This is a genomic window from uncultured Shimia sp., from assembly GCF_913054185.1.
Lineage (GTDB): Bacteria > Pseudomonadota > Alphaproteobacteria > Rhodobacterales > Rhodobacteraceae > Shimia.
Genome location: NZ_CAJXIV010000048.1, coordinates 15378 through 27813, shown reverse-complemented (window position 1 = coordinate 27813; position 12436 = coordinate 15378). Strand labels below are relative to the sequence as shown.

Here is a 12436-nt window from a genome sequence, read left to right as displayed (position 1 = left end):
GTCAGGCAGTAGGAGAAGACCTTGGTCATGGTGCAGAGGTCCGGCAGCCATTTCTGTTTGGTTTCCTCAGAGCCAAACTTGTCGATCATGCCGCCGCACATGTTGTGGATCGACAGGAAGGAGCCAACAGAGGGGCAGGCCATGGCCAGCGCTTCAAACACCAAGGTGGCGTCGAGACGGGACAGACCAGAACCGCCGTATTCTTCAGAGACATAAATGCCGCCCAGACCCAACTCAGCAATTTGTGGCCAAAGCTCCTTGGGGATGCTGCCCTCAGACTCCCACTTCTGCGCGTGAGGTGCAATGTGCTCCTCGGCAAAACCTTTGGCCATATCAAAGATCAGGGTCTGTTCTTCACTCAGTGCAAAATCCATGTCTCATCCTTCAAGATCGCGGCGTCGGCGGGACCGAGCCAAAGCGGGTGCGGATGGGGGCAGGGGGCGCTGTCGCCCATTCGCAGCCTCCCCTCCGCGAATTGAACATGTGTTAAATTACCACCCTTACACAATGATTGCAAAGCGCTAATGGCGCAAAAATAGCGATATCACGACGATATAATGCATAGTCATTTTGCAATTCTGCAAGATGGACACTGGACTAACTGGCTGCTTTTGGACCAGGTGTGGCAGCGTTTGTGTTTTCTTCGATCATTTGCGCGTAGGTCACCGATCGGTTGCGGCCACAGGACTTGGCGTGATCCAGAGCCTCGTCCGCACGGAAGAGCAATTCGGATTTTTCCAGATCAGTTTTAGGCTCCGCGCAGGCGATGCCAAAGCTGGCAGTCACGCGCAAACTGACGTTGCCAGTACATTCGGTGGTCAATGCGGCTATACGATTGCGCATACGTTCGGCAACAATCTTGGCGTTTTCACTAGAAGTGCCCGGTAGGATCAAAACAAACTCTTCACCACCGTAACGACAAACCCGATCCGACCGGCGCAGGTTTGCGGCCTGTACCAAATCAGCAACGGCACGTAACACATCGTCACCGGCTGGGTGACCGTATGTGTCGTTCACAAGTTTGAAGTGGTCGATGTCAAAGATCACCAGAGAAATGCCCTGATTTGAATGGTCTTTTTCCCGCCATGCCAACGTGAGTTCGTTGTCAAATGCTTGGCGGTTGAGCAGGCCAGTAAGGTGGTCGCGGCTGGCCGTGTCTTTTGCGTCCCGATGCAATTGCTGCAACGTTGCCCGTTCTTGATCCAGCAGGTCAGCCCGGCTGATGGCCCCGGTCACGCGCCGACCAACTTTCAGGCTGTAGACACACAGGAAAAGCAGAAAGGCGTAGTTGATTAGGTAAACGCCTTTGTATGTTTGGCTCACCACAATATCGTTGACCCCCGCAAGAAGCGGCACAAACCACCCAAGGGTGTAAAACCAGGCATCCTGCTTGCGTTTTGAGATTGCACGTATGCTGGTGGCCATAATCATCCCAAAAATGACTACACAGTACAGCTGCACATAAATCAGGTTGTCGGTGACAAGCGGCAAGGGGGCCGTAAATAGAATGGCGCTGCCAAGCATGGCGACCACACCCGCAAGCAGAGGGGCGCTGAGATCGGAAAACCGGCGCCACAGCAACGTTTGGTGCAGCGCAAAGCTGGTCCAGGCGATCAGTAAGATGCCCGCGTATTCCAGACGAATTCGGAAACCGCGAATTTCAGAACCAAACAGAATTTCGAGCAAGCCGGCAAGGATCACAGAGCGCAAAAGGATAGCAAAAGCCGTCATGGCTAACAGAAGCGTTGCCGGATCCTTGCGATGCACGACAAACAAAAATAGGTTCAATACCACCGCGAAGAAAATGATGCCCATAACAAGGCCGTCAATAATGCGGTCCATTTGCAGGGCGTTTTGATAGTGCTCGGCAGAAGCGATGATTGGCGCGCGAACGATGCCGCCATAGCTTTGAATTTCCTTGCGCACATGCACAACCAGGTGGCCCTCGCCCCGGAAGTCCAAAGGGTAGGATTGTGAGTTGTAAGATGTGTAAATGGGGCCGCTCATATGGCCACTGCCGCCAATTCTGGTGACGTTATCCGGCGTGTTGCGAGGCACCCAGAACACTTCGTAAGCGTCAGCCACCCGGGGAAATGCGATGGTTAGCGGGGTGTCTGCGGCGTAGGGTAAGGTGAGTTGAACGACATAAGTAGCGTAGCCGTGAGCATAACGGTTTTGATCGATATCTGGCAGTGACATCGCCCAGTCGAGTGGAACCAGAACGGTATCCAGCTGATTTGTAGATGCCGCCATTGCCGCGTCTTGAGCAGGTATGCGTGACCCAAAGTGGAACCACCAGTCACCACGCAAAGTGACCTTGCCCTGCGAGGCAAACGGTACCTCGGAGAGGTCAAACATTTGGGCTGTGTCTTGCTGGGCCCGAGTTGAGGTTGGAGAGGTCAATGACAATACGGTGCAGGTCATCACAAACGTGAAGGCGCGTAAGATCACACGTGCATATCTGAGGGCCATAGTCCGTTGTCTCGCCGTAAATTGCTGCGGAAACCGTGAAGCAGAGCCTTTAAATGCAGCTTAATCCTGCAGTGAGAATCCTTGTTTTTGTCAGCGCAAAATGAGTGGTTATTGGATCAAACTTTAACCAGCGCGCGGAAATACGTCCAGCCATAGTGAAACGCGACGCAACTGTTGTGATTATCCAGCAGGGTTAAGCAGCTGATTGAGGTTGGTGTGTGGCACGCCAAGAATGGCAAGGGCCTGCTCTTCGGTATCCAGAATGATCGGCACAACCGAGGGAAAAGGTTCCCAGCTGCGCAATGCAAGGCGGGCCAGTTTTTGTCCAATCTCGGTTGGCGCAAAGTAGGTAATGAGGGTCTGTGCATTGTTGCCGGTAAACGTCTCTGCCTTTTTGGCCTGGGCTTTCATCAGCTCAAGGTAGTCTTCGTCCCATCCCGTTAACTGGCTCAGATCAACAAACTGCTTTTGACCGGGGCGAAAGTCCGGATGCTGTGCATATTCTGAAAAAGCGTTCAGAGTGTCTGCCATTTTTGCGTGGCCTGCGTAGTGCACATACACCAGCCCTAGCGTCGTAAGAATCCGAAACGAAACTGACAAAACGCGACTTCCTTTTACAATGGAAAACGGGCGGCGTAACGCCGCCCGTTTGTATACAAACGAACACAGATTTGTGTCTGGATCAATCCATCTGTTTGAAGTGGAACTCGCCGCCTTCTTTGATGCCTGATGGCCAGCGGGACGTCACAGTTTTGGTGCGCGTGTAGAATTTGAATGAGTCCGGGCCGTGCTGGTTCAAGTCACCAAAAGCGGATTTTTTCCAGCCACCAAAGGTGTGGTAGGCGAGTGGCACAGGGATCGGCACGTTCACGCCAACCATGCCAACGTTGATACGGCTGGCAAAGTCGCGAGCGGTGTCGCCGTCGCGGGTGTAGATTGCGGTACCGTTGCCGTATTCATGATCCATCGCCAGACCGAGCGCTTCCTCATAAGACTGGGCGCGCACCATGGACAGGACAGGTCCGAAGATTTCGGTTTTGTAGATGTCCATGTCTTTGGTGACGTTGTCAAAGAGGTGCGGACCAACAAAGAATCCCTCTTCATAGCCTTGCAGGCTGAAGTCGCGGCCATCAACCACAAGGTCTGCACCTTGATCGACACCGGTCTGCACCAGGCGCAGGATATTTTCCTGGGCGGCTTTGGTCACTACTGGGCCGTAGTCCACATCGTCACCAGCAGTGTAAGGTGCGATTTTCAACTTTTCGATGCGTGGGATCAGTTTGTCACGCAGCTTGTCAGCTGTTTCTTCACCCACAGGAACGGCCACGGAGATTGCCATGCAGCGTTCGCCAGCGGCGCCATAACCCGCGCCAACCAGTGCGTCTGCAGCTTGGTCCAGATCGGCGTCCGGCATAATGATCATGTGGTTTTTCGCACCGCCGAAGCACTGCACGCGCTTACCTTGGGCACAGCCGGTACCGTAGATGTATTCAGCAATTGGCGTGGAGCCCACAAAGCCCACGGACTGGATGATTGGGTCATACAGGATCGCGTCCACGGCGTCTTTGTCGCCGTTTACAACCTGAATGATGCCTTTTGGCAAACCGGCTTCTTCGAGGAGTTCCGCCAGCATCAGTGGCACGGATGGATCACGCTCAGATGGCTTCAGGATGAAGGCGTTGCCGCACGCGATTGCCGGGGCAAACATCCACATTGGGATCATCGCTGGGAAGTTGAACGGTGTGATACCCGCGGTCACGCCAAGTGCCTGACGCATAGAATAAATATCGATACCTGGACCAGCTGCGTCGGTGTATTCACCCTTCAGCATTTGGGGGGCGGCGATGCAGTATTCCGCCACTTCCAGACCACGCTGAATGTCACCTTTGGCATCGGGGAAGGTTTTGCCGTGCTCGCGGCTCAGTGCCTCCGCCAGCTTGTCCATGTCGCGGTTCAACAGGTCCACAAACTTCATCAGCACGCGGGCGCGGCGCTGAGGGTTTACAGCAGCCCAAGCGGGCTGAGCTGCTTGTGCGGCGGCGACGGCGATGTCCATCTCAGCCTTATTGGCCAGGGGCACTTTGGCCTGAACTTCACCCGTTGCTGGGTTCATGACGTCGGCAAAGCGGCCGGACGTTCCTTTGACGTGTTCACCATTGATGAAATGAGTCAACTCTTGCATGACATCCTCCTTTGACATTTGGCAAAAGAATAGGCTTGCAAAAATCAACGGAAAAGAGGCAACTGTTCAAAACGGCTTTGCAAAAATAGGCGGGGGTAGCATGGCGGCACATTGGGATGATCTGCGGGTGTTTTTGGCGGTGGCTCGGGAAGAGAGCCTGTCGGCGGCGGGGCGGCGGTTGCAAGTTGATCCTGCCACGGTGGGGCGCCGAGTGGCGCGGTTGGAAACCGCGTTTGAGTCCCCCTTGTTTGTAAAATCTCCCACTGGCTATGCACTGACAGACGCCGGGCAGAGGTTGATGGGGCATGCGCTGCGTGTCGAACAGAGTTTGCAGGAAGCCACCGAAGAGATGGTCGGCCAAAGCTCTGGCTTGTCGGGACAAATCCGCATTGGCGCGCCGGATGGTGTCGCCAATTACCTCCTACCGCGGGTATGCGGACGGATTGCCGATGACAATCCGGATTTGGATATTCAGATTGTGGCCCTACCGCGGGTTGTGAGTTTGTCGCGTCGGGAAGCGGATCTGGTGGTGGCGGTAAGCGCGCCAACGGCGGGGCGGCTGACTGTGCAAAAGATTACGGACTATAAATTACATTTGGCCGCCGCGAGATGGTACCTGCGCAACCGTCCCAAAATCACCTGTGTTGAAGACCTCAAAGATCATATGGTAACGGGATACATCCCGGACATGATTTTTGACAAGGAATTGGATTACCTCAGTGAAACTGGGATCGACCGCGTGCGGCTGGCTTCCAATTCGGCATCGGTGCAATTCAACTGGGTGCGCAGCGGTGCGGGCATTGGTGTGGTACATGACTTTGCCATTCCTTGGGGGCGCGGTGTGGTCAAGGTTTTGAAAGATGAAATCAGTCTGACGCGCAGTTTCTATCTTATCCGACATGCAGACGATCGGCGTCTTGAGCGGTTGAACCGTTTTTCCGAGGCGCTGTGTGAAGGCATTCGGCATGAGGTGGCCCACCTAGAAGGCCAAACTTGACAAGCGCTTAGGATGCGGCAACGCTAATTTTCAGGGAGCGCCAAAACAAACCTAAAGCGGAGATCGCCATGCTCGTACACCAAATTCTCAAGTCCAAAGGCTCTGAAGGAGTGTTGACTGTGAAACCGGGAACCTTGGTGGAGGAGGCAGCCAAAATCCTTGCGGACAAAGGTATCGGGACCGTGGTTGTTTCGCCAGACGGCAACACGCTCGCGGGGATATTGTCGGAGCGCGATATTGTGCGCGAACTGGCTAAGCGCGGTGCGGGCTGCATGTCAGATAAAATCGACGACTACATGACCACCGAGCTTGTGACCTGTAGTCGCAGTGATGATGCGGTGTCCGTGCTGGAGAGAATGACCCAAGGGCGGTTCCGCCACATGCCTGTTGTGGAAGATGGCAAGCTGGTTGGGCTTGTTTCATTGGGGGATACAGTGAAGGCGCGGCTGTCGGAACTGGCGATGGAGAAAGACGCGCTCGAAGGCATGATTATGGGGCATTAGAGTCGTACCGGTACGTCTTTGCCCCGCAGAACTACCTATGGCTTAATGACCCCTTGCAAATGGCTGCGCAATAATGTTGCGTGCGCATAGGACCGCAAGACCCATCGGGGGAGGCAGATATGCGCACCGCACTTTATCCAGGCACGTTTGACCCTATCACATTGGGACATATAGATATTATCCGTCGGGCTGCCGTTTTGGTTGATCGGCTGGTGATTGGGGTTGCGATCAATCGCGACAAAGGCCCGATGTTTGACCTCGAAGAGCGGGTGGTGATGATTGAAGGCGAATGCGCCAAGCTGTCCAAGGAAACCGGTACAGAGATTATTGCGCATCCGTTTGAAAACCTGCTGATCGATTGTGCCAAAGAAGTTGGCGCGCAGATCATTGTGCGTGGCCTGCGGGCTGTCACAGATTTTGAATATGAATATCAAATGGTTGGCATGAATCGTGCGTTGGATAGCAGCATCGAGACTGTGTTCTTGATGGCTGATCTGAAACATCAGGCGATTGCGTCCAAGTTGGTAAAAGAGATCGCACGGCTGGATGGGGACGTGTCGCAATTTGTGACGCCGGCGGTGAACACGGCGCTGCTTGATCGGTTGGGCAAAGCCTAAGCCGCTGCAGTTGCCTTAACACAAGAAATTCAGGCCCAAAATCACGTCGGTAACTTGTCTGTATCGCGGCTGTTTTTGAACGGTGCGTTTTTGCGAGCGCAGGTGTGACTGCGCCGCACGCTGCAACGCCTTGGCGAGCAACAGCTCTTTGCAAATCTGCTGCATTGGGGCATGAAGAACCAACAGGACAGATAGCCTCAGATTGAGGCAATGGGAGTGCGTAAGATGGCAGGCGGTTTGCTGGCGTTGTTGGATGATGTGGCAGCAATTGCCAAAGTGGCAGCGGCGTCGATTGACGATGTGGCGGCCGGTGCGGCCAAGGCCAGTGCCAAAGCGGCCGGTGCGGTGATTGATGACGCGGCGGTGACGCCAAAATACGTGCAAGGCTTTGAGGCCAAACGTGAGTTGCCGATCATCTGGAAAATTGCCAAAGGCTCGATCAAGAACAAACTGCTGATCTTGCTGCCAGCGGCGCTGCTGCTCGCAAATTTTGCGCCGTGGCTGATTTCCCCCCTGTTGATGATTGGCGGGGCGTATCTGTGCTTTGAGGGTGCAGAGAAAATTTATCACCTGTTGGTGCCGCATGACGCGCATCCTGTAGAAAACACCGAGGTTGCCGGCGATGCAGCGCACCTTGAGGAGAAGAAAGCCGCCGGGGCAATCAAGACTGACTTTATCCTGTCTGCAGAAATCATGACCATTATTCTGTCGGGTATTCCGGAAAGCAATTTTTGGATGGAAGCATCGACGTTGGCGGTGGCCGGGGTGGGCATCACCGTCGCGGTTTATGGCTCTGTAGCGCTGATTGTGAAAATGGATGATGTGGGTCTGGCGATGTATGCTGGCGGGCGCCTGTCGCTGACCCGCACATTGGGCCGGTGGTTGGTGCGGGGTATGCCGTACTTCATGAAGCTGCTGACCATTGTTGGCACGGCGGCGATGCTTTGGGTGGGCGGCTCCATTGTGATCCACGGTATGGAAGAGCTGGGCTTTGGTTGGCTGGGCCATCACATCCACGACATCGCGCATCTGGCGGGACACGCGGTGCCCGCTGCTTATGAGGGTTTTGTGGCTTGGACCACCAAAGCGGCGCTGGACGGCGTGTTTGGGGTTGCGCTGGGATTAGTGTTGATCCCGGTGGCCACCAAGGTGATCGGCCCGATTTGGGGTGCGGTGAGCGGCAAGAAGGCGGCGCATTGAGTGCGTGTTGATGTCGACCTGCCGGTGATCCGGGAGGTGCGCCCGTGGTACCAAAAGTGGATCAGCACACGATCCATCTATCCAGAGCGCCACATGCGATTTATCACGGTCCCGTCTACTCTGTCCGCTTTTGAGCAACGTATGTCTCTTGCGCCGCGCGCTCAGAGAGAGCTTCGGCTTCTTTTGGATTTGCGTTTGAAAGTTTCCGAGCGGGCAAAAGGTAGGTCCGCGGGATTCGTGGGAAGGCTCTATAATGTGCTGTCTGGTGAAACCCCCGAATATCTAGGGATGTCTGGGAGTGAGTTGAAGGATGTGCTGCAAGTTATTGGGGCTGAGGTGGATGACATCGTCAACAAGCATGCGTGGTTTGATTTGCGCGTGGATGTGGCGCGGGAAGCACTTACGTCTTTAATGTGAATCGATACGCCCCTGGGGGTTGTTTGCGTCTAGAAACGCCCCCCCCCCTATGAGTGAATTGTAATGTTAAGCGAGTGAGTTCTATGACCATTGATCCTCGAGCCGTTGTTGCCGCCAACAACAATGCCGATCTATATGAAGCAGTTTTTTCGGCACATCAGGCTCACTATGAACGATTGCCACATGCGTTTGTCGCGATTGATCAGCCGCCTCCTTATTATTCACACTTCACGATCCTTACAGATGACCACGCAGAGAAAGTCTCTCAATCGTTTATGAAGGTCATGGAACGCTTCTCCGGTGATGCGGGAATGAAGGACAGTTTTTGCCAAACCAGTGAGGTGGCGAATAACCTTAGGGTGCTGTTTGGCGCGTCCTGGATTTGGAGAGATGTGCAGAGCGCAGCGCCGAGGGAAGGGTGGTCGCGTGTTACCTCGGCCGATGACTTGCAGTTGTGGGAGCAAGCTTGGAAGCTTAACGGCTCGCCCACGGATGTTCGGATGTTCAATGAACGGTTTTTGGCACGAGAGGACATCTTTGTTTTCGGGCAAAAGAGGGATGGCGTTTATGTGTCGGGATGTATCGGCAACCTGTCAAACGACTGTATTGGTATTTCAAACATTTTCTCGGCCGGAGATGGCAAGCAGGCGGCGCGTGAAGCTGTGGCGGCTGTTGGTAGTATTGCTCCTGATCTCCCAATGGTCGGGTATGAGGCGGGCGAAGAGTTGGACACCATGCGCGGCTTAGGTTTTGAGGTTGTGGGACAGCTTAGAATTTTGGTTCCTGCGTCATAACGACCGGAACCAAGCTCCAACTCAAGGCCCAGAGAATTGGGATGAGAGTACTTTTCAATAAAGCCTTCAAAACTGCTCGCTTGATCAATAGAATTTTTAAACGCGCATTTCAGATTTCCCCTGCCACCAACCATATTGCGGTGGACATGCCCCAAAACATGCCCATATAGGGCGCATGCTCTCACGCCCATTCAAATACATCTGGCAGCACCTGCGCTACATTCCGTTGTGGACCGCGCTCACCTATTCCAAATGGCGTGGATTTGACGGGCGGGCGCGCAGTCTGGGCTATCTGGTCGGCTGGGTCATGCGGTGGATTCCCATTGCGCGGCGGCGGTTTGATCGGGAGATTCTGCGGATCTATCCAGACATGGCACGGGCAGATCGGTTGGCTCTCAGCCGCAAAATGGGCCAAAACATGGGGCGCACCTTGTTTGAGGTGTTTCACAACACTGGGTTTCAGGCTGGGCAAGAGCATTTCCACATTTCCGGGCCGGGGCTGGAGATTTTGGAAAAGATGCGGGACAAAGGCAAAGGCGCCATTCTGGTGTCCGGGCATTTTGGCCAATGGGAAGCGGTGCGTGCGGTGCTCAAACATCGGGGTATGGAAACCGCTGGCGTGTACCGACGTCAGAGCAACCGACATTACCAGAGGTTATTGGAACGGGGCATTGAACAGGGCGGGAAACCTGCGCTGACCACCGGGCCCAATGGCACCAAAGCCATGATCAAACACCTGCGGTCAGGTGGATTTGTCGCGATCCTGCTGGATGAAAAAACCGTGGATGGCGAGATGATGCCGTTTCTGGGGTTTGACGCGCTGACCTCCTTGTCGGCGGCGCGTCTGGCGCTGAAATACGATGTGCCGTTGATGCCGGTGTTTGGCACCCGCCGCGATGACAGCAGTGACATCGATGTGGAGTTTGAAGCGCCGATTGAACCCAGCGATCCGCGCACCATGACACAGGCGTTTAACGACAACCTGTCGGCGCGCATTTTGGACAAGCCGGACCAATGGTATTGGCTGCTGCGGCGCTGGAAAGATATGCGGCGCTGATAGTTTTCTGAGGGCAGGTGGCGTTAGGCTTGCTCGGTGGTTTCGCCGGTTTGCGCATCGTAGGCTGCGGCCATGGCGGCGCGCAGACGGGTTACAGCTGCGTCGGTGTTTTCCTCCGCGTCAAAGCTCATTTGATCCAACACGTCGATGTGGATGCTGCCTTTGAACGGGAAAAATTTGCCACGCGGCAAGAGTTTGTCGGAGTGGCTGATCACAAAGGGACGCACGGCGCGGCCGGTTTGTTGGGCAATCAACACGGCACCAGCTTTGAAAGGTGAGAGGCCCGGCTTGGTGGCGCGGGTGCCTTCGACAAACAGAATAGGCGAGCGGCGTTTGGGCATCTCGGCGATGGCGTCCGTGAGGGAGCTGAGTGCGTCGCGGCCTTTTTGCCGGTCGATCTTCAAGAGGCCTGCGCCGTCAAAGCCGCGTTTTAGAAGCGCTGCTTCGCAGAGCTCTTTCTTGGCACCAAAGGTGACCCATTTTTGATCCGGGATCACGTGCAACATCGAGAAACCATCGAGATGGCTGCGGTGGTTCACAGCGATGATGGAGTTTTGGTCGGTGCGCAGGGCCTCAATGGCGGCGTCGGAGATCTCGACTTTCACGTCGAGAAACCACAGCAGCCAGGAACAACAGCGCGAGACGGTGCGCCAGAACCAGCCGCGAAAGCCGGGACGTTTGCCGCAGAGCGTGGGGATGAAGGCCACAAACAAGAAGATAAACGGGCCGGTGACAATCAGCAGCGTCCGTTTGGCAAGTGTGGCAAGCATGGGAGGTCCTAAGTGAAAGGCAGTCTTATGGCTGATAGTGGCTTACGGCAGGTAAAGATAGGGGGGAAATAGAGTAGGGTTTGTTTCGAGGCCAGACTGCCAAATGCTGCGTGAAGGCCGAACGATGGGTATCGATCTCAGGTGACTGACCGCTTGGCCAAAATGCCGGTCAGCAAGGCAGCAATCATGAGGAACCCTGCGCTTGCCGCCCAAGCGACAGGCAGCGAATAGATTTCAGCAATCCCTCCAACCAACAGGAGGCTGGATGCGGCGCCCAACTGCTGCACAAGTGAGCGCAAAGACAGCAACGTAGACCGTTGATGGTTTTCAACGCAGCCATGCAAAATGCTGCTGGCTGGCGTTTCCGCCGCACCAAGTACAACTGAAAACGAAATAAACATCGCCACGAAGCCGACGATATCGCTCTGATACGCCATGGCGATCTGCAGTGCCGCGAGGCAGGCAAACACGGCCGAAAGTGTGACAGCGTGTCGGCGCTTGAACATTCGATTGATGTGCGGTGACAGCGCTGCGCCGAAGGCCGTGGAGAAAAAATACGTCGCCGTGAGAACTCCGATGGCAGAACTGGCGTAGTCATTGTTCAGCATCCCCTTCACGTGGGCGGGCCAGAATACCTCAACAGGGTTTGTTGCCATCAGAAACAGGGCCAGAGCCAGAAGCAGTAGCGACAACGTGCGGTGCTTCAAGGCGAGGAGACCGGCTTGCTTGATCACAGAAGGAACGTCTTTGAAGCCCTGCGCGAGCACCTTGGCGTTCAACGGGCGCGGCTCCTCTGAGATCGCAAAGAGTGTGTAGACAAACAACACCATCATCATGATCAGGCTTGCGGCGTAGGAGACGTCATACACGCTGAACCCGTGTTGCACGGCAACGTCCCCAAAGGCATCAGGCAAAAGGCCTCCGCAGATCGCACCGATGGCCAAACCCAAAGCGTTTGCCCATTGGGCTTTTGCCAGGGCGGGTTGGATGTCGACGCCCGGGGCCATGGTCCTGAAATTCTCAACAAACCAGGCGTCGAGCGTTCCCGACCGCAACGCGCGCCCGAACCCGATGAAGGCAAACGACAATGCCAGAACATAAAAGCCGCTGGATGAGAGAAAGAGACCCAGCGATATCAGGCTTGCCACAACCGCTGACATGAAGACCGGCTTGCGCCCGATTTTATCCGCCAATCCGCCAAACGGGAGTTCCATCGCCATTGTCGTAAACGAGTAGACGCCAAACAGCAGCGAGATTTGGAAAAGGTCCATACCACGGTCGATCAGGGCCAAAGCGACAACGGCCACCGTCAAGCCCATCGCAAAGCGATCCAGAAACTGTTGTATCTGGAAAATCCGAATATGCCGCCGGGCAGGGGTGGTTAGCTGATGGAAAGAAAACTCGATGTCGACTGGCATGTCGGTGAA

At 55.0% G+C, this 12436-nt stretch carries 13 protein-coding genes; 7 read left to right on the top strand and 6 right to left on the bottom strand.

What is annotated here, in order from left to right; genetic code table 11:
- From QZ517_RS11470 to QZ517_RS11455, 4 genes are all read right to left on the bottom strand, one after another.
- On the bottom strand, positions 1-374 hold a 374-nt coding region (locus QZ517_RS11470), incomplete at its 3' end, for an acyl-CoA dehydrogenase family protein (RefSeq protein ID WP_294226892.1).
- Between the two features lie 223 nt (positions 375-597).
- Complete coding sequence (locus QZ517_RS11465; RefSeq protein ID WP_294226888.1) at positions 598-2472, bottom strand: diguanylate cyclase; 1875 nt, start codon at positions 2470-2472, stop codon at positions 598-600.
- 180 nt (positions 2473-2652) lie between these two features.
- On the bottom strand, positions 2653-3003 hold the full coding sequence (locus QZ517_RS11460) for a hypothetical protein (RefSeq protein WP_294226885.1): 351 nt from the start codon (positions 3001-3003) through the stop codon (positions 2653-2655).
- A gap of 151 nt (positions 3004-3154) precedes the next feature.
- Positions 3155-4654: a CoA-acylating methylmalonate-semialdehyde dehydrogenase gene (locus tag QZ517_RS11455; protein ID WP_294226882.1), complete on the bottom strand. Its 1500-nt coding sequence runs from the start codon at positions 4652-4654 to the stop codon at positions 3155-3157.
- Positions 4655-4754: 100 nt separating this feature from the next.
- Here QZ517_RS11455 and QZ517_RS11450 point away from each other — a divergent pair, with 100 nt between their 5' ends.
- The 7 genes from QZ517_RS11450 (at position 4755) to QZ517_RS11420 (ending at position 10239) form a co-directional block, all read left to right on the top strand.
- Positions 4755-5651 (top strand): LysR family transcriptional regulator, encoded by an 897-nt coding sequence (locus tag QZ517_RS11450; protein WP_294226879.1) that lies wholly within the window; start codon positions 4755-4757, stop codon positions 5649-5651.
- Positions 5652-5719: 68 nt separating this feature from the next.
- The gene (locus QZ517_RS11445; RefSeq protein WP_294226876.1) at positions 5720-6154 is read left to right on the top strand and encodes a CBS domain-containing protein; all 435 of its coding nucleotides are present in this window, start codon (positions 5720-5722) and stop codon (positions 6152-6154) included.
- Between the two features lie 119 nt (positions 6155-6273).
- Positions 6274-6771 carry a pantetheine-phosphate adenylyltransferase gene (gene coaD, locus QZ517_RS11440; protein WP_294226874.1) on the top strand — a complete coding sequence of 166 codons (498 nt, stop codon included), beginning with the start codon at positions 6274-6276 and terminating at the stop codon, positions 6769-6771.
- 225 nt (positions 6772-6996) lie between these two features.
- Entirely contained in the window at positions 6997-7971 is a 975-nt protein-coding gene (locus tag QZ517_RS11435) for a DUF808 domain-containing protein (protein ID WP_294226871.1), read from the top strand.
- Complete coding sequence (locus QZ517_RS11430; RefSeq protein WP_294226868.1) at positions 7972-8388, top strand: hypothetical protein; 417 nt, start codon at positions 7972-7974, stop codon at positions 8386-8388. It abuts the gene before it with no gap.
- 83 nt (positions 8389-8471) lie between these two features.
- Complete coding sequence (locus tag QZ517_RS11425) at positions 8472-9182, top strand: hypothetical protein (RefSeq protein WP_294226865.1); 711 nt, start codon at positions 8472-8474, stop codon at positions 9180-9182.
- A 175-nt stretch (positions 9183-9357) separates the two neighbouring features.
- Positions 9358-10239: a lysophospholipid acyltransferase family protein gene (locus QZ517_RS11420; protein ID WP_294226862.1), complete on the top strand. Its 882-nt coding sequence runs from the start codon at positions 9358-9360 to the stop codon at positions 10237-10239.
- A gap of 23 nt (positions 10240-10262) precedes the next feature.
- On the opposite strand, the gene QZ517_RS11415 is transcribed toward QZ517_RS11420, so the two are convergent.
- Together QZ517_RS11415 and QZ517_RS11410 are read right to left on the bottom strand one after the other, a co-directional pair.
- Positions 10263-11009: a lysophospholipid acyltransferase family protein gene (locus QZ517_RS11415; RefSeq protein ID WP_294226859.1), complete on the bottom strand. Its 747-nt coding sequence runs from the start codon at positions 11007-11009 to the stop codon at positions 10263-10265.
- Between the two features lie 137 nt (positions 11010-11146).
- Positions 11147-12427: an MFS transporter gene (locus QZ517_RS11410; RefSeq protein WP_294226856.1), complete on the bottom strand. Its 1281-nt coding sequence runs from the start codon at positions 12425-12427 to the stop codon at positions 11147-11149.
- Between the last annotated feature and the right edge of the window lie 9 nt (positions 12428-12436).